The organism is Helicovermis profundi, assembly GCF_033097505.1.
In the GTDB taxonomy this organism is placed as follows: domain Bacteria; phylum Bacillota; class Clostridia; order Peptostreptococcales; family Acidaminobacteraceae; genus Helicovermis; species Helicovermis profundi.
Map to the genome: position 1 here is coordinate 2,982,461 of NZ_AP028654.1, position 26,223 is coordinate 3,008,683.

The 26,223-nt window shown below is 27.3% G+C and carries 21 protein-coding genes; all 21 read right to left on the reverse strand.

All coding sequences use genetic code 11. The features are described from left to right. Nucleotides 1-556 precede the first annotated feature (556 nt). Nucleotides 557-3,160, reverse strand: coding sequence for an amidohydrolase family protein (locus tag AACH12_RS13655; protein ID WP_338535930.1), 2,604 nt, complete (start codon nt 3,158-3,160; stop codon nt 557-559). After that, nucleotides 3,153-6,575 carry a hypothetical protein gene (locus AACH12_RS13660; RefSeq protein ID WP_338535931.1) on the reverse strand — a complete coding sequence of 1,141 codons (3,423 nt, stop codon included), beginning with the start codon at nt 6,573-6,575 and terminating at the stop codon, nt 3,153-3,155. The genes AACH12_RS13655 and AACH12_RS13660 overlap by 8 nt, the downstream gene beginning before the upstream one ends. Nucleotides 6,576-7,121: 546 nt before the next feature. Continuing rightward, nucleotides 7,122-7,334 (reverse strand): hypothetical protein, encoded by a 213-nt coding sequence (locus tag AACH12_RS13665; RefSeq protein WP_338535932.1) that lies wholly within the window; start codon nt 7,332-7,334, stop codon nt 7,122-7,124. 410 nt (nt 7,335-7,744) lie between these two features. Further along, nucleotides 7,745-8,197, reverse strand: coding sequence for a NanQ anomerase/TabA/YiaL family protein (locus AACH12_RS13670; protein ID WP_338535933.1), 453 nt, complete (start codon nt 8,195-8,197; stop codon nt 7,745-7,747). Continuing rightward, on the reverse strand, nt 8,187-9,227 hold the full coding sequence (locus AACH12_RS13675) for an N-acetylneuraminate synthase family protein (RefSeq protein WP_338535934.1): 1,041 nt from the start codon (nt 9,225-9,227) through the stop codon (nt 8,187-8,189). Before AACH12_RS13675 ends, AACH12_RS13670 begins: the two co-directional genes overlap by 11 nt. Further along, a complete protein-coding gene (locus tag AACH12_RS13680; RefSeq protein ID WP_338535935.1) occupies nt 9,227-10,036 on the reverse strand; it encodes a cytidylyltransferase domain-containing protein in 810 nt (269 codons plus the stop codon). The genes AACH12_RS13675 and AACH12_RS13680 overlap by 1 nt, the downstream gene beginning before the upstream one ends. A gap of 37 nt (nt 10,037-10,073) precedes the next feature. After that, nucleotides 10,074-10,751 (reverse strand): PIG-L deacetylase family protein, encoded by a 678-nt coding sequence (locus tag AACH12_RS13685; protein ID WP_338535936.1) that lies wholly within the window; start codon nt 10,749-10,751, stop codon nt 10,074-10,076. Next, nucleotides 10,751-11,641, reverse strand: a complete 891-nt coding sequence (locus tag AACH12_RS13690) for a formyltransferase family protein (protein ID WP_338535937.1) — start codon at nt 11,639-11,641, stop codon at nt 10,751-10,753. Before AACH12_RS13690 ends, AACH12_RS13685 begins: the two co-directional genes overlap by 1 nt. A gap of 14 nt (nt 11,642-11,655) precedes the next feature. Further along, entirely contained in the window at nt 11,656-12,816 is a 1,161-nt protein-coding gene (neuC, locus tag AACH12_RS13695) for a UDP-N-acetylglucosamine 2-epimerase (protein WP_338535938.1), read from the reverse strand. Then, nucleotides 12,813-13,808 (reverse strand): N-acetylneuraminate synthase, encoded by a 996-nt coding sequence (gene neuB, locus AACH12_RS13700; RefSeq protein ID WP_338535939.1) that lies wholly within the window; start codon nt 13,806-13,808, stop codon nt 12,813-12,815. The genes neuC and neuB overlap by 4 nt, the downstream gene beginning before the upstream one ends. Further along, the gene (locus AACH12_RS13705) at nt 13,805-14,449 is read right to left on the reverse strand and encodes an acetyltransferase (protein WP_338535940.1); all 645 of its coding nucleotides are present in this window, start codon (nt 14,447-14,449) and stop codon (nt 13,805-13,807) included. Before AACH12_RS13705 ends, neuB begins: the two co-directional genes overlap by 4 nt. Continuing rightward, the gene (locus tag AACH12_RS13710) at nt 14,442-15,485 is read right to left on the reverse strand and encodes a sugar phosphate nucleotidyltransferase (RefSeq protein WP_338535941.1); all 1,044 of its coding nucleotides are present in this window, start codon (nt 15,483-15,485) and stop codon (nt 14,442-14,444) included. The genes AACH12_RS13705 and AACH12_RS13710 overlap by 8 nt, the downstream gene beginning before the upstream one ends. Before the next feature lie 25 nt (nt 15,486-15,510). Next, nucleotides 15,511-16,683 (reverse strand): LegC family aminotransferase, encoded by a 1,173-nt coding sequence (locus tag AACH12_RS13715; protein ID WP_338535942.1) that lies wholly within the window; start codon nt 16,681-16,683, stop codon nt 15,511-15,513. Between the two features lie 15 nt (nt 16,684-16,698). Further along, nucleotides 16,699-17,679 carry an NAD-dependent 4,6-dehydratase LegB gene (locus tag AACH12_RS13720; RefSeq protein ID WP_338535943.1) on the reverse strand — a complete coding sequence of 327 codons (981 nt, stop codon included), beginning with the start codon at nt 17,677-17,679 and terminating at the stop codon, nt 16,699-16,701. A 147-nt stretch (nt 17,680-17,826) separates the two neighbouring features. Further along, complete coding sequence (locus AACH12_RS13725; RefSeq protein WP_338535944.1) at nt 17,827-18,966, reverse strand: hypothetical protein; 1,140 nt, start codon at nt 18,964-18,966, stop codon at nt 17,827-17,829. 284 nt (nt 18,967-19,250) lie between these two features. Continuing rightward, complete coding sequence (locus AACH12_RS13730; protein WP_338535945.1) at nt 19,251-20,621, reverse strand: hypothetical protein; 1,371 nt, start codon at nt 20,619-20,621, stop codon at nt 19,251-19,253. 25 nt (nt 20,622-20,646) lie between these two features. Beyond that, nucleotides 20,647-22,101, reverse strand: coding sequence for an oligosaccharide flippase family protein (locus tag AACH12_RS13735; RefSeq protein WP_338535946.1), 1,455 nt, complete (start codon nt 22,099-22,101; stop codon nt 20,647-20,649). Further along, complete coding sequence (locus AACH12_RS13740; protein ID WP_338535947.1) at nt 22,049-22,579, reverse strand: CatB-related O-acetyltransferase; 531 nt, start codon at nt 22,577-22,579, stop codon at nt 22,049-22,051. The genes AACH12_RS13735 and AACH12_RS13740 overlap by 53 nt, the downstream gene beginning before the upstream one ends. A 104-nt stretch (nt 22,580-22,683) precedes the next feature. Continuing rightward, nucleotides 22,684-24,063 (reverse strand): mannose-1-phosphate guanylyltransferase/mannose-6-phosphate isomerase, encoded by a 1,380-nt coding sequence (locus AACH12_RS13745; protein WP_338535948.1) that lies wholly within the window; start codon nt 24,061-24,063, stop codon nt 22,684-22,686. 35 nt (nt 24,064-24,098) lie between these two features. Then, entirely contained in the window at nt 24,099-25,028 is a 930-nt protein-coding gene (locus AACH12_RS13750; RefSeq protein ID WP_338535949.1) for a GDP-L-fucose synthase family protein, read from the reverse strand. Next, entirely contained in the window at nt 25,028-26,194 is a 1,167-nt protein-coding gene (locus tag AACH12_RS13755; RefSeq protein ID WP_338535950.1) for a DegT/DnrJ/EryC1/StrS family aminotransferase, read from the reverse strand. Before AACH12_RS13755 ends, AACH12_RS13750 begins: the two co-directional genes overlap by 1 nt. Between the last annotated feature and the right edge of the window lie 29 nt (nt 26,195-26,223).

Here is a 26,223-nt window from a genome sequence, read left to right on the forward strand (position 1 = left end):
ACTACCGTTTATGTACCTGGTACCCGTATTGTTCCTTAAATGAAGTTTTAAAACCATTCCAAAAACCAAAACAAATGCAGAAAAAGTTACTTCCACATTTATTCATCAATTAATTTTATTCAACTACATCTACACACATTGAAATTACTACCGTACAACACTCACCCTAAAATTAAACTTCTCTTATTTCCGTTTTGGTGCCACGTACACTTTAGGTAATAACTTTTTTCGAATCTCTAAACATCTTGCAATTACTGCGTTATAAATTTGATTTTCGAGTTACTACCGTTTATGTACCTGGTACCCGTAATTGTTATAACAAAAAATAGAAAATAATTGCACAAATGAAAGTAGCTTGTAACGGTATTGTAAAGATAGGGTTCATTAGACTAGCTTAAATTTCTAATAATTACTTGATTTTATCTGATAAAACATATTTATAGACCATTTTGGTATCAGGCGAATTTTTCGGAAATAGCTTTTATAATCAATTTTTAGTTGTTTCTATTTTTGTAATCAGCATACATAATTTATCTAAGCATCGTTATTAAATAAACTACATCATATTCAAATCACTAATTATTTCTTTAATTTCTTTTATTCTCTCATTAATAGTTAACTCTCTATTATCTACAAAACTAGATTCTAATCCCCATTCTCTAATTTTATCTATCCACGAAAGAATTGTTTCTCTTGAATAACCTTGATATTGCAAAGTATAAAAAATATATCCAATTTCATTACTTACTGTAGAATTAAAAATTGATGGATCATCAGAATTAATAGAAATCATTAAACTAGTATCTTTAGTACTTTTATCTACTAACCCTGTTCTATTTAATGTTATTATAGGATGACTATATAATCTTTCCATTCCCGAAATCGATAAATTCGAAGTTGGATTCGTTTCAATAATTACCCCTTTATCATTAATTTTTTTTCTCATTTTTTTTTGTAACTCAGCGATTGCCAAACATTCTTCTTTATATACTTTAACTTGTATTATTTCATACATTTTTTCCAAATAACACTTACAATGATTTGCATAAATTATTTTATTTGAATTCCATGAAACACTATTATAATTTTCTCTAAAAACACAATTATTTTCCGAGTTTTTTTCAATTGAACAAAACTCATTTATTTCTTGAATATCAGGTTCAAATTTAGAAAATTTATCTTGATACGCTTCCCAAAGAACTTGTAAAGTTATACCACTAGCATTACCATATATTTTTTTTGCACATTCTAAAATTTTTCTTTCTAAACTTATATCATCAACTAAATTAGTAACACTGTAATAATTACTATTTGTACCCCAAATCCATATAAGATTTTCTAAATGTTCAATTCTAGGCATAAATACAACTGAATTGGATTCAATCCATTTGCTAGCATCTATTCCAAGAGATATGCCATGTCCAATTCTATCACCTGCATGATATCCTAAATATTCTACTACTTCATAAATATGACGCAGGCCAGATACAATATGCCTATATTCTTCACCAACATGATAAGTAAATCCTAAAGTTTTTACATCATATGAATTCAAATTACCGCCATTAACAACAGTACTATTTTTGCTATCTCTTAAATTTTGATAAACAGGTGCAAATACCCATGGTTCCGTCAAATTTTCTCCACTTGCAGTATCAATTCCAACTATGTAGTACGACATTTTATTATATTTATTTCTAATTTCTCTAATTATATCTGCAGTATTTTTATACTCCTTGATTATATTTCCGTAAAAAAGATTTTCATTTTTAAAAATCAGATCGTTATTCTCTGTTTCTTTAAAAAAACACTTTTCTAAAGGTACATTTTCTTCTGTTTTTATTAAATGAAAAACAATCCCTATAATCGGAAGTCTGGATTTAACATTTTTGTTATCTTCTAATATTTTCAAATATACTTTGAAAAAAACTTTTAATTTTTTAATTATATCTTTTTTACTTTTTCCTGGTGCAACTCTAATTTCAATTTTTTTTAAAACATTACTTTTAATTTGTGTAACAATATTACTATAAAGATTTTCTACATCATTTTCAAAAACATTAACTACTTTACTATATTTCTCATTTCTAAAAAAATCTAACCCTTCCTCATCATTATTTTGAGTCACTTCTACATAAACTTCGTTTTTTATTCTAATATATTGCCAAAATAAATCATTAAATAAGTTATCATTACCAATTCTTGTTTTATTCAAACCTAAAAAAACAAATTCTTTTTCAATATATAGTCTTTTCGACTTATCTCTAGAACTATTTACAAATATATCCCAAAAACTTTCAAGCACACTTTTATAATGTTCGATATTGTAAGTGTCTCCAGTTATAAAATTTGAAATTAAACTCAATATACTTATCTTCTTAATTAAATTTTCTTTACCATTTAAAAGTTCTTGTACACTTAAATTATCACTATTCCTTAACGAATAATCTAGTATATATCTTATTAAAATAGCCATTTTGAGTTTATTAAAAACTACACCATTAATCTGTTTGTTTAACTTATTCTTAGTTTTATTTTCAATATCATTTAACAATGCATTCCAAAGAACTCCAAAGTTATATCCTGCATTTATATGAATATGATTTTCACTTACACCTTTTGATAATATTTTGTCCAACTGACTATCGCCAATAGATATAATCCAATTAAAATTCTTTAGATGAATTATATCTTTCATACCATTATCTAACAAATAAGTAGCAACTAATAAATCAGAAGTTTGAAATCTAGAAAAAGAATTCCATAACTCTATTTTTTCCAAATTTTCAAGCCCATCAATTAAATTACTATTACTAGTTTTCCAATATTTTAAAACAAATTTACCATCTCTATGAGCAATAAAAGTCTTTGTAATATTCGATAATTGAAAATTACAAAACTCATTCATGTTACTATATTTATTCAATTTATACATAGAATAGTACTGATCATATAACATATAAACTTGATCATAAGAATTAATCTTATCTTTTCTTAAATACTTAGTATATTTTATTTTTAACTTTTTACTAATTAAATTTTTTTCATTAAAGGAACTCGTTAGAAAAAGTTTTCTAAATTCTATTATATTATCATACGCAAACTTTTGGAATAAAAGACTAATATTTTCAGACATTAAGTCATATAATTTTTTATTCATTTTCTTTCTCTTCTTTATTTTTCAATTCTTCTAGCATTGATTCTTTAACCTTACTAGTCAAACTATCCCTATAAACTTCCCAAATAAGTTTTTCAGTATTAATTAAAAGAATATTTGAATCATATTTATCTTGAATTTTATTTGCAATAACTGAAAAGTCTTTCTTAATAGAATTGATTTTAATATCACTCGAAATTTTCGACTCTCTATCAATAATTACATCAATATTTTCAATTAATTCATTAAATTCTTTTAATAAAATAAATCCATCACCTAAAAGTTTACTTTTAATGCCTTCAACATTTTCAGTTATGGAATTAGAAGATGAATAGTTTATTATTTCACTTAATTTATTAACATTAATATTTCTCGCATCAACTCTAATACCCATTTTACTTATTATTTTAGAAGCCATTTTCAAATTCTCCATTTTTCTATCAAAACTAACGGTGTTAATTCCGACGTTAGATTTATTAATAGACCTTAATATTGATCTAATTTCAGGTATTATGTAATCATAAAGCTTGGATTTATCATACTCATACATTTCACCATAATTTTCTTTAAAATTCCCCTCTATATCTTCAATTTTTTCTAAATATTCAACTGTATCTTCAATTTTATCTAAGTATTCAATTAAATCTTCATTATTTTCTAAATATTCAATTAAATCTTCATTATTTGTAACAATTTCATATAAATGTTCAACTTTTCTTAAGTACTTACTTATCTCTTCAACTTTTCTTGAAATTTCAGATTCGTTTCCATTCTCTCTCGAAATTTTAATTTTCTCACTAAAATTTCTTAATCTATCATTTACTTCATTTAAACTACTAACAGATAATATTTCAAATATTATCTCATAATTTCTAAGTTTTTTCTTAAAATATATCGTTTTAAATTTATCATAAATATCATTTAACAACACTATCTGTTGTTCTTCAATCGTTGGAATTATTAATTCACTAATATAATATGATTCAATTTGACCTTGAATATACTTTACTAACATAGTTCTACTTCCCTTAACATATTCATTACTGATTGAAATTTTAATTTCTTCATTTTCCATAATTTCCATAATTTCCATAATTTCTTTATTCTCTATAGTCAAATCCTTAAAATAACTATATTCATCTTCTTCAATTTCTTCAATTTTTTCACTTAATTTAATTAAGCCTTCATCATTTTTAAGATTGTCATATCTCGGATTCTCGATAATATTATTATACACATATTTTTCAAAATCTTCTTTTAATAAATCTGAATCCACTCTGACTTTCCAAATTCTTTTTATTACTCTAGTTAAACTACCATTCTCATAAATGTTTTTTTTATATCCAGAAATTTTTTCAAAATATATATTTAATTTATCTAATAGTTCTATATTCTTTTTATACTTATAAAATAATTCATATAATTTTTCGGTTTCAATATTTCCTATATCTTCTTCAATATCAATATCAATATCCATTGAATTTTTATTGTTCTTTATAAATTCTTTTATTTCTCCAATTTTTATTTCTTCTTTTCTTCTATTTTCATCTTCATATTCTTCTTGAAATAAAAATCTGTTTTTATATCTAAAATAAAATAGTTTCATCGCTTCTTCTTCAATTTCCTTAGGCATTTCTATTCTATTCTTATCACTACTTTTAGATTTATTTATTAAATCTTGAAGAATTTTAGAATCATAATCAATGCCTTCGTATTTACTAATTATTTCTTGTAGCTTTTCATTACTATTTGAAGAATTATATAAATCTTTCCAAACATCATCATTAATGTCTTCAAATTCTTTAAGTTCTTTTTTTAAAATCGATTTGTAGCTATTATTATTTAACATTTGATATTGATATTTTATACCAGTAATACTTTTTATTTTTTCGTATATAGTAAATAAAGTTAATTTATTTCCAATACGTGGATACAAATTTCCAGTATACTCATCAGAAAATAAATTATCTAGTAATTTTGACAACATTACATTATTTGAATCTGATTTAGTTATTACTTCAAAAAAATATCCTAATTTTAGAACCATAATATAAAACTTAAGTTCATTTTCATCTTGTAATTTAGTTGGTTCACTTTTAATCGCTGAATTTATTGCAAGATAATTCACAAAACAAGTTATTTCATTCTCATTTTCGCCTCTTTTTACATTGATAAATGCTCTTATTTCTTCACTTCTAGGCTCTAAAATTCTATTAGTTTCTATAATAATATCTAGCATTTTATTTAGTTTCTCAAGATTATTAATCGATTCCATATCTTTTACTAAAAAATTATAAATATTCATTAAACCTCTTGGTCTTGAGTCAAAAATATCCGCTATCACATTTAGAATTTTTTCGTTTTTTTGTTCATCGCTACTATCTAATACTTTTTCCAATAGCAAATTTTTTAAAGTAGTTTTATTTTCTTTATTATTTTTATCAGAATCACTTAATGAAGAAAATTTCATTTTTTCTTCATTAGTAAGTTCTTTTAATCTATATCTATTATTGATAGGCATTACTTTCTTTAACAAATCATAAACATATTTATTAATAGATATATCAGCTTTTTCCCCATATAATTTAAAATCTATAATATTATCTAATACATCATGTTTCTTATAATAAAATAAACTTAAATTTTCCTTCAATTTATTTAAATCAACTGCAATAAATGTTATTATATGTTCACTATCCAAATATTTTAAAATTAAATCAAAAACTTCATTTGCTCTTATAGGATTTAAATCCGCATCATCAAACATAAAAATAACATTAGTTTTCTTGGTTGCATCTAATAATAATCTAATTAATTCTTTAAACTCATCTGCTAAATTTAATTCTGTTGATAAAACATTTTTTACTCCATCAAAATATTCATCTTTTGTTGTAAAATTGTATTTTAAAATACTCCTAAACTCTGGATTTTTTTTATAATATGTAGAAAAGACTTGATGAAATTTTTTTTCCACTTCACTTTTTTTATCATAAATACAATTTATATTTAATTTATTTTTTTTTGAATTCTCAAAATTTATTTTATCAATATTTTTTTCGATATATCCATCTATCTGCAACAAAAGTATTCCAAGCAAATCAATATTTTCATCAACTTTTTCTGGAAGAATAGGTTTAAATATAATATATTTATCATTCTCAACCTTCTCATTATTTAGTAATTTTGAATAGATAGTATGAAATACCGAACTTTTACCACTACCTCTTGGTCCTAAAATACTAATAACATTATTAATACTCTTCTTTAACTTATTATTATTATTATTTTTATCATTTTTTTGTAAAATCACACCGGGTAAATTTTCAATCATACTATTAAAATTAGGAAAAATTTGATCTAATTGATCCTCTTTAAGTACATTCTCACCCACCGTGTTTCTTTCATCTTTATTTTCCATAATTAAATCATTCCTTATTTTTATTTTTGAATACATTCATTTAAAGTATATATTTTATCATTCTAATTAGCAACTAATTTCAATTAATTGCAGCACTAAAGAGTAAATTTTATTATTTTATATTAGAAAAATCACTTTACATTAATTGCCTTTTTTTAAACTAATACTTGAAATCATCACACTTTCTAACTATAATCACGTCACAAAATTCTTACTTATATTTTACATGTTTCGATCTCCTATAGTTCCTTATCTGTTAACTGTCGTCAAAAATTTGCTAATAGATGTTTGTACTCTTTTTTATGCTTAATTTTAGTGTTTTAAAGACTTTTATACCTTCATCATAAATTTGTAGTATTTTATGAGTTATTTGAATTATTAAATAATGCTTTTTCATAGCATTTACATTTGTACTTTTCAAATGTTGTATTTCATATCCATGATTCTTTTGAGTATTAAATCCTTCGTTCTCTATTTTCCAACGTTTTCTTCCTGTTTCAATTATTTTTTTGTCTATTTCTAGACTTGATATATATCTAAAAGTAACTACTGTTTTTTATTATCTATAATTTTTGTTTTCTCTTCTACCAATTCGCCTATACTTAATTTATACAAATTATGATATAAATTATTTACATAAGTATAGTTTTTATTTTTTTCAATAATTATCGTTTTATCTATACCTTTTATAGCTTTAAATTCTTTTATAAATGTTACTATAAAGATGGCTCTTCCGATTAACGGTTTAAATAATGTCAAAAAAAATAACTGATATATAGCTTTATTCTTCGGCTCTATAATAAATGTTGGGGTATAAACCTTACATTTATTATTTTTTTGCAAAAAAATAATGCACTAATCAATCAAATCAGCTAAAATTAAGTCTTCTAAAACATTCAGAAAGAAGATTTGATTGACGTGCATAGTAATTATATCAACAAACTAGAAAGTGTAACAAAAATGAGAAGCATCACTAACATTTGATATCACATAAAGATATGAAAGTATAATATATCTTCCAAAACCAATTATTTTAGATAGTATTGTTATTATCATTATTAGTAATGCCGTTTTTTTCACTATAAATACACCCTTATAGTATACTTACTCAACGCCGTAACACACGATTGTAAGAATATGACAAAATAACACTCTGAAAAAATTCACATTTAGTATATCTTTACTTTCACTACTACTTTCTTTACTTGAGCTTTTTCACAATACTGATTTCCTGGTTTATGAACATCCTGTGGGAATAATATCATAAAATCCCCTGGAAACAATGTAATGAAATCACCATCTGCTCTGCCTAAGGCAACATCAGAATCACAATCATAACAATTTTTAATCTCAAATCTTTCTATATTGCTGTATCCAATTTTTTCGATCCCTTTTGCTATATATTGAATATCTATATACTTTTCGTGTGCTTCCCAAAACCCATCATCTTCATTCTTTGTTTCATATTCTGAAATAATCGCAAATACATCATCCCCAATTACTTGATATTTCCCAGGAGAAATTTTATCAAAATTGGTAGTTAATATATAGTTAATAGCTTCATCCAAGTATTTCCCGATATTTTTATACATACCTATATTCTGGATATTATCAATGATCATTATCTTTCTCCTTTAAATCTTCAATAATTACTTCCTTGTATTTATTTACATCTTTTATGATTGTCTTACCAAAATATTCATTTAACTCATTAAATTTATGTTGTCTTGTTGGTGTCTCGACCCTTTTATGTACAATTGATGATCTTTCTAAAATTTGTTTACTTTCAAGGTCTGACATATATAATGGTACTTTCCTAAAATTTAAGTATTTCTTTTCTCCATCATTTAGTCTCAAATCATTTGATCCAAGTGCTTTGAAGATTATTTCAAGATTTTCTTTTATTGAACATAATCTCTCTATACCAACCCCTGTAATATAGTCCGTTTTTTCTAGACCCTCATCTTTTACATAATGAACTTCTTGAACATTTGCACCAAGTGAATATGACGCATTTATGAGCAGTTCCTTATTCTTTGAATATTCAGTATGATCTGCATAACCAATCTTGCAATTCAATAAATTTTCTAGTACTTTAATCTTACTAAGGTTTACCTTTTCAATATCTGTAGGAAAATTTTGAAAACCATACATCATCAAAATATCCTTAACATTTTTACTCTTAATATACTCTGTAACATCCAAAAGCTCCTGAATTTCAAAACCACTGATACCTAAGATAAAAGTCTTATTAAATTCGTTAGAAAAATCTATAGCATCGTCAAGTAATTCTATATCATTTATACATGCTGAGTGAATTTCTATCGCATCAACTAATTCGTGATTCTTAGCACAAAATTCTACTGATGCTTTATCGTCTGCTAGAATAATTGTATCTAGTTTATTTGATTTTGCTTCAGTTAAAATATCTTTCCAATTATCTTCAGATAAAATCCAGTTTTTTAGTAAATCATATACAGGATGTTCTTCAACCATATATTCGTCTAAATTAATAAGCATATGATATTTAATTGCATCAATTACATTTGGAATATCTTTTGTTTGCTCAAATAAGTAATTGTAATCACCCTCAAATGTATAAGCAGTTTCAGCAATCAAATACGGTTTATTTGAGTAGAATTGTTTTTTCATTAATCTAGCCCTCCATAATATTTCTTTTTAATACTATAAAACTCATCCTCATTTTCTTTAAAATTTCTATTTATCTTTTCAATAACTACCTCAGAACTTGATCTCTGAATTATTTTTGAATTAATTTCTGCTATTTGAGGATTATTATCTAAAAAGTTAATTACGGTAATTAACTCCACATTGTATCCCTCTAGTAATCCTAATTCATCGAATATTTTACTTAGCATTAAGTAATCTAACTCGGTATCCATAGTAAGTCTATAATTTGCCTTTAGAAAACTTGGCATTTCAATCTCTCTTATATTAAAATAATCCTTATGAAAAAGTGATCCCCATATTTCAGTATCCAAAACATTTTTAAAATCACAAACTGTCTGCAAAGCTTCTTTTTTCAGGGCATAGATTCCTGTTCCAAGCATTGCATCCTTAAATCTAAGATAATCGGAATCTGGATTTTCTTTAATTTCACTTACTATTAAGTCAATCAAATACATCGAAAACAAGGTATTATCAGGTGTGATATTTACTATGTAATCAAAATCAAAATATTCAGCTGTATCTTTCAATCTTAGTAGAACATCATCAGGGCTACCTTGAAAATACCTGATGCCTTTCTTTATGCATATTTTACTAATCTCTGAATCAGTATTTAATGCAGTTGTAGCAACTACTACTTCATCTATAGATGTCGAACTCTTTGCTCTATCAATAGCCCATTCTAAAGCACTTTGATTACCTAAATTCATTAGAATTTTTTTCTTAAGCCTAGTAGATTTCAATCTTGCAGGTATTACAAATCCAATTTTCAAAATAATTCCTCCACATTTATGTCATAATATATTTCAACTATAGCTTTATATTTGCCCTCAACAATTCAAAAGCTTCCGCTGCATCTGATCCACACTGTGATCCTCTTAAATATGCCAAGCTTCTTATTGCTTTCTCACTCCTTGGAAAAGGAAATTCACCAATTTCACTTTCATAGATTTTCATAATGCTTAATTTCTCATCAAGATATTGACTAATATCAATATATACATTGGGATTAAACCTCTTTGCTGTAGAATCAATATTGAAATCCGTTTCTGAAATTGTTTCATAATATAAAACTTTTTCAATATATGAATAACGAAACCACTTAGTACAACTAAGTGTTGCTTCTGCTATTGCCTTATGGTCCGTGTGAACATCATTATAAAATGGAGCAAATATAATATTGGGTTTTATCTCATTAAATGCATTCGAAATTTCAGAAACTAACTTACCTTTTGAAATTTCATCTACTCTTGATGTTGGTATTCCAATTTTTTTCACAATATCAAATCCATATCGCTTTGAAACTAAATCAATCTCATTATTTCTGGATTCAATTTTTTCTTTAGAAAAGCCAAATTCCTCAAAAATGTTAGTAACAATCAACCAGTTGATTTTATAACCAATATTTTTCAAAACTAGTAAAGTACCACCACATCCTAGTGTTTCGTCATCCGGATGAGGTGTAATCACTACAGCTGTCTTATTCATTATAAATAGTCACCTACTCTTAAATCTATTCCATCAGATTCTAATATTTTTATTAAACCGTCTCCTGTCTTAACAGTAAAAGATTTGTCGCTATAAACACTTATTACCTTTCCAGGTTCTATATTTTCATATTCACTGTTACTAATTCCAACTATTTCAGTAGACCAAACTTTATAATCACACCCATTTAACTCAAAATGTGCACCAACATAAGGTTTTGATAATCCCCTAACTAGATTGTATATACCCATGGATGTCATTCTAAAATCTATTTTCCCATCGCTTTTACCTCTTTTTCTCCATACATTACCCTCGTTAGGGTTCTGTTTAATAAATGTAATTGAACCTTCAGAAAAAGCTTTAGTAATCTGAATTACTTGCTCTTTAGCTACTTGCATAACCTTATTATACAAAGAATTTGCATCATCTTTTATGTCTATAGGTACTTCAATTTGAGACACCAAATCTCCATTATCTGCTTTTTCATCAATCATAAAAAAAGTTGATGCTGTAGTTTTAACCCCTAGAACCAGCGCCCATATCAAAGGATGTCTTCCCTTATTGTAAGGAAGTTTTGCTGGATGAAATCCTACAGTACCTAATTTTGGAATATTAATAATTTCTTCGCTCAGTAAATATGACCATCCAAAACAATAAATAATATCAGGGGCTTTATTCTTAATAAATTCAAAGGTATCATTATCTCTAGAAGTTTCAGAATACACGTACTCGATATTATTTGAGGCACAGATTGATGCCAAGTCGCAAAAATCCGAGTTAAACTTGCTTTCTTTCTTTGTTATAACTCCGCATATTTCAACTTCATGATTGATTAATTCATTCAATAAGATATATGAACTTTCTACGCTTCCTATAAATAATACCTTCATTTACATTCCTCCGTTTAATTCAAATCATAAAACCTTTTCTTAATATCAATTTTATTATTAAGCAAAAAGTCTTCGATTATTGAAACGATATTGCAAGTAGTGTTATCATTCTCGTATGGGTTTTTAACAAGCTGAATACTTGCCCTAACTTCAGTATCATTACCTTTATCTATTGCATCCGAAATAGAATTAAAATCAGGTGCACAATTTATGATGCTATCAGCCTGAATCCTACCTTTTTGACGATCGCCAATGTTTATCGTTGGTACTTTAAAGCTAGGAACCTCAATTATTCCACTTGATGAATTTCCTATAACCATTTGACAATACCTAATTGCCGTTAAATACCTTTTTAATCCTAGAGATGTTACAGCAACACAGTTTTCCCTATCTTTAACATATTCATCAATCATAGAATTTATTATACGTCCATCTACATCAGAATTTCCTTTTGTAAATATGAAATTCATTTCATCATGCTTTGCAATTGCTTTTAATAGTTCAGATATCTGATGTTCAGAACTTTGATGTTCAAGTGTTACAGGGTGAAATGTAACAACCGCATAAAGCTTATCTAAAGATAGATTAATTGAATTTGATAACTCCTGCTTACTAATATATTCATTTCTCTTAATATTTTCTATTCCAATAGCTCCAACATTAAAAACTCTTGATGGATTTTCACCTAACTGAATCACTCGTTTTCTATACTCTTCAGTACTTGTAAAATGCAAGTAACTCATTTTGCTAATTGAATGTCTTATTGATTCATCAATTAATCCTTCAGTAGCTTCACCACCATATAAATGTGCAATAGGAATTCTTTGATTCATAGCTACTGTTGTAACTGCAAGAGTTTCATATCTATCCCCAAGAACAACCAATAAGTCTGGCATTGACTCACTAAAGTAATCTGCAAACCCAATCATTGCTAATCCCATTGATTTAGATATAGCTGAAGGTGTATCTGCACTTACCAAAATTTCAATTTTCTTATCTATCTCTATGCCGTCATTAATAATTTCTTCATAGGTTAAGCCAAACTCAGGTGAAAGGTGTGCTCCAGTAACAACAACTCTTAAATCTATGTCTTTTCTGTTGACAAAACTTTCAATAACCGGTTTTAACAAACCATATTCTGCTCTAGTTGCAGTTAGTATACATATCTTCTTCATAATTCCACCATCTCATCTTCATCAAAATCTTTTACTGCTTTTGTTCCAATTACTTCGTACCACCTCATAGGACTTATACCACTTCCAGGCCTTTTGACAGTCAAATTATCTTCAGTAAGTAATTCCCCTTTTTTTATTCTGCATTTTGCAACTATGCTTTTACGTACAATTTCCATATTTTTTTTCTCAGAATCGGCTGGTTGCTTTATGCCATTGCCTAAAGCCAATTCAATATTTCTTATTCCGTCGATCATAGCCTTTAGCTCACTAGGCTCTAAACTAGCTTTATGATCAGGACCTTTCATGTTTCTATCTAATGTGAAATGTTTTTCTATAACGTTTGCACCCAAAGCTACAGCGGCAATAGGAATCTCTATTCCTTTAGTATGATCAGAATAACCGACATTTACTTCAAAAGCATCTTTTATTGTGCCCATTGATCTTAAGTTCACATCAATAAACGGTGTTGGATACTCTGTTGTACAATGTAGAACTGTCAATGCTCCTGATCCACTCTCTTGCAATACTTTTATTGCTCTTTTAATGTCTTCCATAGTACTCATTCCAGTAGAAAGTATCACAGGTTTATTAAGCTTAGCAATTTTAACTAAATAGGGTAGGTTTGTAATCTCTCCTGAAGGAATTTTCCATGTACGCATACCTAGACTATCTAGAAAATCAATACTTTCAAAATCAAAAGCTGTGGACATAAATTCAATCTCATTATCAATACAGTATTGATTTAGCTCTTTAAATTCATCAAATGATAATTCGAGTTTCTTAAGCATATCAAGTTGAGATTCTTCAGGCTCAGTCTTCAGTTTTTGATATTCAGCTTTTAAAGCATTTTTTGATACTACATTTTTAGAAACAAAAGTCTGAAACTTTACGCAATCTGATCCTGCATCTTTTGCTGCATCGACTAATTTTTTTGCCAATTTCAAACTTCCATTATGATTTACTCCAGCTTCGGCAATTATGTATACACTCATATTTTTTTGACCTCCCTGCATGGATTTCCATAAGCCATCATATAATTGTCAATATTTTTTAAAACTACACTCCCCATTCCAATAATAGAATGTGTTCCTATGTGAATTCCCTGCTTTACTGTGGAGTTTAATCCAACGTGGGAATTTTCTCCAACAAATACTTCGCCTCCCAGAACAACTCCAGGTGCAATATGTGAAAAAATACCAATCTGGCAGTCGTGCTCAACAATAGCTCCTGAATTGATAATTGCACCCTTTTTGATTAAAGCTCCTGTATTTATCACTGTTTGCTTACCAATAAAAACTCCTTGCTCAATTACTGTATGCACACTTACTTTTGCTGACTTATCAATAATTATAGGAATATCGTAGCCAATTTCACAAAGTAGATTGTAAAGTTTAATACGAAGAATTGGATCTCCTATACTTCCAACCGTTACAAATGCATACCTAAAACCAGCTCTATATAAATTAGTTAAATCATCATCACATCCAACTACAGGAACACCCATAACTGACTTACCAACATTTTCAATCTTATCAACAACCCCGATTTCTGAGTATTCCTTTAATTCAAGAAGGCTATCTAATACTGATTTACAATGTCCTCCTCCACCAATCAAAAGTATTTTTTTACTCATTTTCTAACCTTCTTCTCATCTCTTCCATTTCATCAAGTTGTCCCATGTCCATCCAACTATTTTCGCTTATTGGATAAATACCGATTTTCTCACCTTTAGCTTTATATTGTTCAATGATATCCGGAAACCCAATAGCCGTATCTTCCTCAAGTTCTTCAATAATTTTAGGCTCCACAATGTACATCCCTGTATTTGTAAAAAAAGACATTTCTGGTTTTTCCTTCATGCTTTCTATTTCGCCTGTTTCACTGATTTCAATGACACCATATGGTATTTTTATGTTCTTTAGTGAACAAACCATAGTGATTAAATTCTTTTCCTTCTTATGGTAATTATATATTTTTTCATAATCTTCTTCAATTAAAATATCACAATTAGATAAAATAAATGTTGAGTTGATCTTTCCCTTAAGAAGGCTAAGACCTCCACCTGTACCTAATGGCTTATCTTCATCTATATAGTCAACCTTGTATGCTTTTTCAATTTCATTGAAATAAGCTTTAATCATATTCTTCTTGTGATTAACAACAAGATAAAACTGATCGCCTCCATATCGATTAAAACGGTTCATGATATGCTCAACAATTGGTATTTCTCCAATAGGAATGAGTGGTTTGGGAAGTATTTTGGTGTATGGATACAATCTTTTACCAAGTCCACCTGCCATAATAATAACTGGAACTTCCAAAATTCTCTGTGGTTCAACTTCTTCATCATTCCATAATACTACAGAAAGGATATTATTATTTTTGTCAAGTATCGGAAGTGCTTCAATGGAATGTTTTTTCATAAATTCTTTTGCTTTGATTTTGTCTTCCTCTAACAGATATTTAGGATTGTAGTTTGCAATCTTTCTGACTTTAGTATCTAAGTTTCCTTTCTTTAGTATCCATCTTCTGATGTCACCATCTGTAATAGATGCAACAAAACAACCATTCCTAGTAATAAAAAGTACTTTCTTGGCAACTGAATCCAATTGCTGCATCGCTTCAAGCATTGTTGCTTCTTCATCTATTAAAAATTCTATAACTTCCATTTTCACACCTCTTTTTAAAGGCAATTTACACCACCTCTGGTTGTTTTAAGCATTCAATAACGTAGCTAGCATCTTCTCTAGAAAGACTAGAACTGCATGGGATATTTACTACCTTTTTCAAATATTTTTTTGCTTCATCAATCTTATAAGTTTGACTTCCCTCGTATGGATTTTGGTCACTAATTAATTCCCATATTGGTCTTGCTTGAATATTTTTAGAAGCTAGATATTCGATGATTTGATTTCTATTTAATGCATATTCTTGTTCTACGTATAGCGCATAAAACCAATAATTAGGACGAATTTTACCATTAAAATTTAAAATTCTAAGGCCAGGTATCTCTTGAACTTCATTCTTATAGAAATCATAATTATCTTTCTTCACCTTAATAAAATCTTCAAGTTGTTCCAGCTGTGCAAGTCCTAAGGCTGCTTGAAGATTTGTCATGCGGTAATTATAACCAATTTCATCGTGGGTATAGTAAAGCTCATCACTTTTGGCTTGGGTAGTAAGATGCTTTGCTTTTCTTAGTAACTCCACATTATCTGAAACAATCATGCCACCACCTCCGGTAGTCATGATTTTATTACCATTAAAAGAGTACACACCAATATTTCCAATAGTTCCAGCGTGTTTGCCTTTATATTTACCTTCGATGTAATAAGTACCAATCGCTTCTGTTGCATCTTCAATTACTTTCAAGTTGTACTTATTAGCTAGTTTAATGATACCCTCCATGTTAGCCATGTTTCCAAAAATATGAACGACAATCAAGGCTTTGATGTGCTTTTTAGTTAAATTATTGATGAGTTTACCATCCAAAAAACTACATTCTGTTTCGCAGAAGTCTTTTAACTTGTCAACATCCATAGTAAGTGAGTCATCGCAGTCCATAAAAATAGGTTCTGCGCCGATATACTTTACTGGATTTACTGCTGCGATAAATGTTAGTGTTGGAACAATGACCTCGTCTTCTTTTGTAACACCACAGACTTTAAGTGCAATATGAAGTCCTGACGTACCATTTTGACAAGAAACTGCGCCTTTGCACTTTGCATATTCTGCTACTCTTAATTCAAAATCATTTACATATGGACCACCTGTTGATACCCATTCTGTCTGAACTGCATGTGTTACATATTCAAGCTCATTTCCCTTTAAATTAGGAACGGATAAGGGTATGAATTTTTGACTCATTTTAACACCTCCAAATTAAATATTATAGATATCTGTTTTATATCGCTCTAAATTATGCTTAAAGAATTCGATGGTTTCTGCCAAACCTTGCTCAAACGTATAATTAGGCTTCCAATTAGTCAGTCTCAAGATTTTCTCATTAGAGCCTAAAAGTCTATTTACTTCACTCTTCTCAGGTCTTAATCTCTGATCATCACAAACAATCTTCGCATTTGGATTAATCTGTCTAATCAATTCTTCAGCTAATTGGCCAATAGAAATTTCTTGTTGCGTCGCAATATTGATTTCTTCTCCGATTGTATCACTAGATTTTGAAATTTCAATAAATCCTCTCGCAGTGTCTTTAACATAGTTAAAATCTCTAGTAGGAGTTAAACTACCCAATTTTATTTCTTCTTTCCCAGCAAGTAATTGGGTAATAATTGTAGGTATTACTGCCCTAGCAGATTGCCTTGGACCATATGTATTAAAAGGTCTTACAATCGAAATAGGCATATCAAAACTTCTATAAAAGGACTCCGCTAATCTATCTGCTCCTATTTTTGTTGCAGAATATGGTGATTGACCTTGATAAGCATGATTTTCATCAATAGGAACATATTTTGCAGTGCCATATACTTCTGATGTTGAAGTAACAAGAATTCTTTTAGTTTCTAAATCCCTTGCTGATTGTAATACATTCAATGTTCCTTTAATATTTGTATCAACATATGAATCAGGCGAGTGGTAACTAAAAGGTATTGCAATTAGTGCTGCAAGATGATAAACTTCATCAATTCCTTTCATTGCTTCTCTAACACCATTTGGATCTCGTATGTCTCCTGAAAAAATCTCTAGTTCCCTTACTATTTCTTTTGGTAAAGTATCTAGCCACCCCCAAGAATTAAATGAATTATAGTAAGTAAAAGCTTTTACTTTTTTCCCGTTTTTAACTAACTCTTCAACTAGATGACTTCCAATAAAACCATCCGCACCTGTAACCAAAATATTTTTCATATTTTTCTCCTTCAAAAGTTTTTATTAAATTAATAAACATATCATTATATTATTTAATTTCAATTTCTCCTTGAAATTTTAAATCAATTCTTTTTTAATTGTTACTTCTTTGTTAACTTTTAATTTTTGATTTTGATAATTTATTTATCAATTTATATTTGATATCAATTTAATTTTAGTACTTTTTATAAATAATACTATTAATACCATATATGCATAACCAGTAATTATGTTGTAACTAGTGTAAAATAACGCCACTCCTTCAAACAATGCATAAAATACACATAACAAAAAATAAAATCTATTTTTAGATTTTATAAATGTAATACTTAACATAATAAAAAAAATAAATAACGAAAAAATTCCTGTATCGACTAATATATCCATAAATAAATTGTGTGTATTTGAATACCCCCATGGGTTTATATTTCTAAAAACAATAGGACCTATACCAAAAAACATAATATGTGAATTATTTACTATATAATTTACAGAAAATTCAAAAATTTTTCCTCTAGTAGAAAAAATTGATCCTCCAGCTTGAACGTAATCAAAAAGTTGTTGAAATCTCAGAAAAAAATAATCACTAAATTTTCTATTAATTATTTTTGTTAAAACTAAGGGCATAAAAAATAAAGCTAAATAATATTTTATCTGGGCTTTATTAAGTTTCCTTAAATTAATAATGTCTAAAAATATCCATATCAATGAAATTAATATGGCGCCCTTACTCACAAACATAATTGAATGGATACAGGAATAAATTAAAAAAAATATATAATCTCTGCTTTTTTCTTGCTTTAATAATAACAATAAAGCAAATAATATAAATTGTGCACTATTTCCCCCATAAATACTCATATTACCTCGTACTCTAGAAAAATCAAAAGAATACATAAACATTCTTGATATATAAATTAATGTATTTAAAAAGGCATAAAAATAAACCATTTTTTTAAAAATATCAAAAAATGAATCTATATCTTGTCCTACAGCTATTCCAACTGCTGAAAAAGTAAGTATCATTAACAAATAATACAATAGTTTTAAATCTAAATTTCCACTTAATATTGAAATAGCAGATGATAAAAATACAACAAATATAAATGAGAATACCAAAATAACATTATTGTAAATTTTAATTTTCTTTCCATACATAATTAACAACACAATATAAACACAAATTGTAAGCAACGGTGAATCTTTAAATATAAACATATCTAAAAGCGGAAACAGTGGAATAAATATCAATAAATTTTCAGCAAAATTTTTTTTTATAGTAATCATTTATTTCTCCTAATAAAAAAGTATCTTAATTAAAAAAATAATATAAGTTAATAGCATCTAACTTAGCAAATTTAATGTCCACTATAATTATTCCCTTTATACGAAATTTAATTAGAAACAATGAGAAAAATCATAATAGCATTATTTAATTTTATAAACAAAGTATATCTTGAGCTATTTAGCACTAAGTTTTACATTAAATTTCAAAAATAAATCTTATAAGTGAATTTTAAAATACACACACTTATTTATTGCCTTAAAGATAATTCAAATTTAAAATTATCTTATATTTCTTTTACAAAATTATCAGTCTTTTTAATTTTATCAATTACAAAATTAAAATTCCAATCATACTCAACAAACGTATCTTTAGATATATTTTTTATATATGTAGGATGATCCATAATAAAATCAGATTTCCTAGCATTTCGTGTATCAATTAACAATACTTTTTTACCAATATAATCAGCTTCTAATAAAGTTGTACTATATTCCCCAATAAAGTAATTATAACATATAATTGATTCCCTCCAAGGACTAATATCTAACTTAACTTTATTTTTGAATTGCTCGTTTATGTGTTTTATTAAGCGCTCACTAATCACATTAGGGTGGAATCTTATTGCAATTTCGATATGTTTATGTTTATCCATCAATTCAATTAAATTTATAATTAAATTTATAAAATTTTGATCTAAATTCATTGTTGGAATAACTAATACCTTAATCTTTGTTCGTTTTACATCTTGTATTCTCCTAAGCATATGAACTATAGGAAAACCTATTTCAACAATTTTTTCGTTATGAAAATAAGAATTCTTTTCTCTTAGGGAATCTCTAAATCCCTTATTAAAACATAAAAATGTATCACAAAAATACGCTTGAAATTCTTTAAAATATTCATGGTGAAAATGATAGTTGTTGTCATAATCGGTAAAATTACCATGCTGAATTTCATAAGTTTTAATACCTTTTTTATTTGCGCATTTCACTAATGCTAAATTAGTAATATTATAACCAGCATATAATATAAGTTTATTTGTTTTGATTTTTTTCAACACACTGTCGTAATATTTATAAAAAGTAAAAAATTTCAGTATATCTAAATAAATAAACTCATTACTAATATTATATTCTTCACATAATTCTTCAATAAACGTATTGGTTTTGTACAAATTGAATGTTTTTACTACTAAAGATTTTATCAAAAATATTACATATCCAAAAGAAATACTATAAACATTATTCTCAATTACTCTTTTAGATCCATTATTTTTTAAAGCGGGCCTTAAAATAGTATTATAATTCTTTAAATTTTTTCTAATACTATAAGTATATACATCTCCAAATTCTTGATCATTTCGATCTTGGCATTCTAGTAAAGTATATTTATAATTTATTCTTTTGTATTTAACATTACGAAATATATTAAAAACCATATTTAACATAATTTCAAATTTTTCCTTCTTTGAAGATAATCTTACTTCGTAATCAATTCTATTTTTAGAAAACAAATAATTCCTTATTGAATACCTGACAACTGGCCAAACATATTGACCATTTATTTTTAGTAATTTTATTTCATTGCTGTACTTTTTTTCAATATCCTTTAAAATATTACTCACATTTATTTTTGTATCGTCATTCAATAACATTTACAATATAACGATAGCTCCTCCTTTAAAAATAATTTTTTCTTTTAAAATCAACAATAAAACATAATAAAAAAATACTATTTAATAAAATTGTTAACATACCGCTAAAAAAACTATTAATCAAACTAACAATAAGTGAAAATAGAATAAAATATAGTAATGATACAATGTATATTTTTATAGATACAACATTATTTTCAACAAGTTGTTTGGCAGCATACCAATTTAATATAAATAATATTGTATACGAAATTAATGTCGTAACTGCAGCCACTCTGTAATCAAAAACTCGCAATAAATAATAATTTAAAATAATATTAATAATACTAGCTATAATAGAATTTCTTGCAATTAATATGGTTTTTTTATAAAAATATGAATAATTTGAATATATTATATACCCAAATACAACAGTGTAGCTAATAACAATTATAGGAAATATAGTTATCGCGTCTAAGTATCTATAATCTATAACATAATTCAATAAATAACTCCCATATGTTATTAAAATAGCAGCACTAATAAAAATAAATCCAATAATTCGTTTAAGCTTATTTTCTAAATACTCTTTATTCTCAACGTGTTTGTAAAATATAGGTAGCCACGCTTTGTTTACAGCTATTATTATTACGTTCATAATCATACCTAAATTATAGGCTAATGAATATACACCAGTTTCAGATGTTCCAACAATCGAATTAATCATAAATCTATCTATTTGGCCAAGCACAACATTTGATATTGTATGCAAAATTAAAGGTGCTCCAAATAAAATAGCATACTTCAAGTGTTCAATTTGAGGTCTCCATTTAGTAACTTTAATTAGTCTGTAAATTATATATATGAAAAATATACTACTAGTAAACAAATCTGAATACGATTTACTCATATATCTATAATTATCAATATTAAACAATATAATAATAATACTCACATTTAACATTACATTGTAAATAACAGTAAACTTTGCGTAAATTTTACCGTTTTGATTTGCTTGAAGAAATGCCCTATAGAATTCGTAAAAGACTTTAAAAAAAGCCACTACTGCAGTAATTCGAAGTAAATCCTGTGGAATATTTAATATATTACATATACTATCTGAAAACAAAAAAATTATTACTGTTAAAAAAAAACTATTAAGCGTAATGAATAAAGTGTTTGTTAGTAAAAATTCTAGATAATCATTTTGATTTTCATAAAATCTTCTTATTATAGAACTTGGAATATTAAGACTATAAAGTACTAACAAAATAGGGATAACCGAATATGCTATTGATATATATCCATAATCACTAGGCGAAATGATTCTTGAAATCAATATAATCACCAAAAAATTAACAGTTTTAGAGATAATTTCGCCACCGATATAATAAAAGTATTGACTTGTTAATAGTTTATGAAAATAATTAATGACATCAGGAGTTTTTTTAAATTGATTTCGTAAGTTTATCAATAGCCACTTTAGCATCATCAACGTCATTCTCCCACCATTTTGAGTTTTCTATCTTTTGTATTACATCATCACTAAATCTCATTCGTAATATTCTTCCTGGCACCCCAACTACAATTGCAAATGGTGGTACGTCTTTTGTAACAACTGCACCAGCTCCAATCACTGCTCCTCTTCCGATTGTAACTCCTCTTAATATAACTACGTTTACGCCAATCCATACATCATCACTTATAATTATTGGTTCTTTTACTAAAGATGCATTTTCATAAAATAAAGTATTGGTAGAGATATTAACTAAACTATGTTCTCCCATACCAATAAAAACGTTATTCGCAATTGAAACATAACGACCTATTTGAGCTTGCGTAATCATGCATCTATATCCTATATATGTGTATTTCCCAATAGTTGTATTTTTATCAACATAACTATTAAATTTTATATTTATTTGTTCTTTTCTATACAAATAATACCTAACTAACATTTTAATTATTTTCAATAACATATTACTACTCTCCTAATTTATACAGAGTACAACTAATAAAATAATTTAAAGTTTTACATATAAAAATAAATATTTTTATTGTAATTTATATGAATATCCTAACTTTACTTTCTACCATAATCATCACTAATTCTTATAATATCATCTTCTTCCAAATAATCTCCCATCTGAACTTCAATTATTTCTAAAGTCAATCTTCCAGGATTCTCAAGTCGATGTTTTTGTCCAGGTTTAATAAAGACACTTTCACCAGGAGATAATAATTTTACCACATCTTCAATTGTAATTTTTGCCATTCCATTAACAACAATCCAATGCTCGCTTCTATGATTGTGCATCTGGTAGCTTAACTTCTTACCTTGATTTACCTTAATTCTCTTAATCTTAAATGAATTTTTTTCTTCCTCAAGGATTTTGTAATTACCCCAAGGCCTATAATCTTGCACATGATATTCAATCCTATTATCATTTCTTAATTTAAGTTTATTAACAACTTCTTTAACTTTCTGCGATTGGTCTTTTTTACAAACAAGCAATGCATCTCTATTATCTACTATAATTAAGTCACTAACTCCAACCATTGATACAAGTTTTCCTTTTTCTGAATATATGTAATTATTTTTAGAATCAATTACAATATTATCGCTAGTAACAATATTATAATCTTCGTCTTTACTAAACGCATCAAATATTGCATCAAAACTTCCCAAATCATTCCACCCTATATCAACAGGAACTACAACAATTTTGTTGCTTTTTTCCATAATTCCATAATCAATTGAAATATTCTTTTTTATTCTACTAAAAGATTCTTTAATATTTTTACTATTCATGAATGCATTATGTATTTCTGGAGAATATGTTTTAACTTCACTTAGAAATAACTCCGTATTAAACATAAATATTCCAGCATTCCAAAAATAGCCTTTTGCTACATATGAATTCGCTATTTCATAATTTGGTTTTTCTTTAAATTCCTTAACTTGATAACCATTTAACTTTTCAATACCTGGTGCAATATATCCATATCCCGTATTTGGTCCATCTGGTTTAATACCAAAAGTTATAATCGATTCCTTCGTTAATTCTTTTGAATGCTTAATAATTTCAACAAATTCTTTTTCTTTTTGAATCAAATGATCCGAAGGAAAAACTACAACATTAACATTTCCTCTTTTTGTTATTTCATGTACACCCGCATAAATTGCAGGTAAAGTATTCTTTGATTCAGGTTCTATAATAATATTAGATTCATTATATTCATAACCAAGTTCTTCGATTGCTCCCATAACCAAAAATTTATATTTCTCATTTGTTACAACATAAATATCATCTAATATAGATAATAATAAACTCCTATTAAACGTCTCTTGAAATAAAGAAAGTTTACCTTCTTGTAGCTTTATAAATTGTTTTGGATATCTTTCTCTGCTTAATGGCCAAAGTCTTGTTCCACTTCCACCTGCTAGTATAATTATTTTCATTAAAATCCCTCCAATTAATCAAAATCATTTTTTAATTAAATTTTATGCTCAAGAAACCACTCATATGTTTTTTTTATTCCATCTTTTAATTCTGTTTTGTAAACCCATCCAGCTTCTTTAAGCTTTGAAACATCCATTAATTTTTGAGGCATACCATCAGGTTTTGTAATATCAAATTTCACGTTACCTTTAAATCCAACTATTTCTTTAATTATTCCTGCTAACTCTTTTATACTAACATCCTTGCCTGTTCCAACATTAAAAAAAGCGTTGCCAGAATATGATTCAAATAAATATACACAAGCAGCTGCTAAATCTTCGTTAAACATCAATTCTCTTCTTGCATTTCCCGATCCCCATACTTCTACAAATTTTAAATTTTCTAATTTAGCCACATGAAATTTTCTGATTAATCCCGCAACCACATGTGATTTTTCAGGATCAAAATTATCTCCGATACCATAAACATTACACGGCATTACACTTATAAAATTTGTTCCATATTGCTTATTGTACATTTCACACATTTTTAATCCCGCTATTTTAGCAATTGCATAACCTTCATTAGTAGGCTCCACCTTTCCATCCATAAGATATTCTTCTTTCATCGGCTGAGGTGATAATCTTGGATAAATACAAGAGGAAGCTAAAAACAATAATTTCTTAACCTTATATTTATATGAACTATTTATCACATTACTTTGAATTACTATGTTATCATACAAAAATTCAGCTGGTGCTTTTATATTTGCCATAATACCACCTACTTTTGCTGCTGCTAAAACAACATAATCAGGACGTTCCAACTCAAAATACTTCTCTACATCTAATTGATTTTTTAAATCAAGTTCTTTTGATCCTAATCCTACAATATTAGTATAACCACATTTTTTGAATTCTCTCTCTATTGAAGAGCCAACAAGACCATTACGTCCAGCTATAAATATTTTTGAATTCTTATCCATTAGTTTAACACCTTCATTAATATTTCTATAAGCAAGTTCACTTGCTTTCTATTTTCTTTACTATGGTTTCCAACAAAAAAACCATTTTCATGTATTTTATCTGCATTTTTTAAATCGTTTGAAATCGAATATTCCATATATTTAATCGCACTACTTTTTGTAAAATTTCCTGCTACAATAGGTCTAACTTCAATATTATTTTTCTTTAATTCTGTTACAATTTTATTACGTTTTCCTACGTTATTATCACAAAGAACCATTGCAAAACCAAACCAGGAAGACTGACCCACTTCCTCTTGAAATTTAATACCTTTTATTTTTTTTATACACTTTAAAAAATATTCAGCATTCTTTCTTCGCTGTACAATAATCTCATCAAGCTTTTTCAGCTGTTCTTTACCAATTGCAGCTTCCATTTCAATTGGTCTAAGATTGTATCCAGGAACAATAAAATTAAAACTCTCATAAAAATCGTCTTCGTCTTTAGTATATATTTTACTATCTAAAGGCAAATTTCGTGTCCATCCATGCGCTCTAATAGCCAATAAATAATGATATAATTCCTCATCATCAGTTACAGTTACGCCACCTTCCATAGTACACAAATGATGCGAATAGAAAGTTGAATACGTTCCCAAAAGGCCAAATGTACCTAAGTGTTTATTTTTATATCGGCCACCTAACGCTTCGCAATTGTCCTCTATAAGAATCAAATTATGTCTCTTACAAATTTCTAATATTCTTTCATAATTATTTGGATTTCCTAATAAATTTACAGAAAAAATAGCTTTCGTTTTATCAGTTATTGCATTTTCTAAGTTTGATATATCAATATTCAATGTATTTATATCAATATCCACAAATCTTATTTTAAAATTATATTGTCCAAGTGGAAAGTATGTTGTACTCCATGAAACAGCTGGAACAATCACTTCATCTCCTGCTGATAATCTTTTTGAATATACCAACGCTGCTATAGCTAATAAATTTGCTGAAGAACCCGAATTTGACATTACAGCGTACCTACTTCCAACCTTTTCTGCAAATTTTTCTTCATATTCTTTTACTTCTTTTCCCATTGTAAATCTATTTGACTTAACTACTCTATTTATTGCTTCGATTTCCTTATTTGACCATGTATCATCTGATAATCTATATTCTAACATTTTAAACCTCCTCGATTAAATTATTTTAA

What these genes read in the sequence shown, in the direction of transcription:
- AACH12_RS13655 (WP_338535930.1), bottom strand. Translation starts at nt 3,160, where the DNA reads ATGAATAAAAAATTATATGACTTAATGTCTGAAAATATTAGTCTTTTA.
- AACH12_RS13660 (WP_338535931.1), bottom strand. Translation starts at nt 6,575, where the DNA reads ATGGAAAATAAAGATGAAAGAAACACGGTGGGTGAGAATGTACTTAAA.
- AACH12_RS13670 (WP_338535933.1), bottom strand. Translation starts at nt 8,197, where the DNA reads ATGATCATTGATAATATCCAGAATATAGGTATGTATAAAAATATCGGG.
- AACH12_RS13675 (WP_338535934.1), bottom strand. Translation starts at nt 9,227, where the DNA reads ATGAAAAAACAATTCTACTCAAATAAACCGTATTTGATTGCTGAAACT.
- AACH12_RS13685 (WP_338535936.1), bottom strand. Translation starts at nt 10,751, where the DNA reads ATGAATAAGACAGCTGTAGTGATTACACCTCATCCGGATGACGAAACA.
- AACH12_RS13690 (WP_338535937.1), bottom strand. Translation starts at nt 11,641, where the DNA reads ATGAAGGTATTATTTATAGGAAGCGTAGAAAGTTCATATATCTTATTG.
- neuC (WP_338535938.1), bottom strand. Translation starts at nt 12,816, where the DNA reads ATGAAGAAGATATGTATACTAACTGCAACTAGAGCAGAATATGGTTTG.
- neuB (WP_338535939.1), bottom strand. Translation starts at nt 13,808, where the DNA reads ATGAGTGTATACATAATTGCCGAAGCTGGAGTAAATCATAATGGAAGT.
- AACH12_RS13705 (WP_338535940.1), bottom strand. Translation starts at nt 14,449, where the DNA reads ATGAGTAAAAAAATACTTTTGATTGGTGGAGGAGGACATTGTAAATCA.
- AACH12_RS13710 (WP_338535941.1), bottom strand. Translation starts at nt 15,485, where the DNA reads ATGGAAGTTATAGAATTTTTAATAGATGAAGAAGCAACAATGCTTGAA.
- AACH12_RS13715 (WP_338535942.1), bottom strand. Translation starts at nt 16,683, where the DNA reads ATGAGTCAAAAATTCATACCCTTATCCGTTCCTAATTTAAAGGGAAAT.
- AACH12_RS13720 (WP_338535943.1), bottom strand. Translation starts at nt 17,679, where the DNA reads ATGAAAAATATTTTGGTTACAGGTGCGGATGGTTTTATTGGAAGTCAT.
- AACH12_RS13725 (WP_338535944.1), bottom strand. Translation starts at nt 18,966, where the DNA reads ATGATTACTATAAAAAAAAATTTTGCTGAAAATTTATTGATATTTATT.
- AACH12_RS13730 (WP_338535945.1), bottom strand. Translation starts at nt 20,621, where the DNA reads ATGTTATTGAATGACGATACAAAAATAAATGTGAGTAATATTTTAAAG.
- AACH12_RS13735 (WP_338535946.1), bottom strand. Translation starts at nt 22,101, where the DNA reads ATGACGTTGATGATGCTAAAGTGGCTATTGATAAACTTACGAAATCAA.
- AACH12_RS13740 (WP_338535947.1), bottom strand. Translation starts at nt 22,579, where the DNA reads ATGTTATTGAAAATAATTAAAATGTTAGTTAGGTATTATTTGTATAGA.
- AACH12_RS13745 (WP_338535948.1), bottom strand. Translation starts at nt 24,063, where the DNA reads ATGAAAATAATTATACTAGCAGGTGGAAGTGGAACAAGACTTTGGCCA.
- AACH12_RS13750 (WP_338535949.1), bottom strand. Translation starts at nt 25,028, where the DNA reads ATGGATAAGAATTCAAAAATATTTATAGCTGGACGTAATGGTCTTGTT.
- AACH12_RS13755 (WP_338535950.1), bottom strand. Translation starts at nt 26,194, where the DNA reads ATGTTAGAATATAGATTATCAGATGATACATGGTCAAATAAGGAAATC.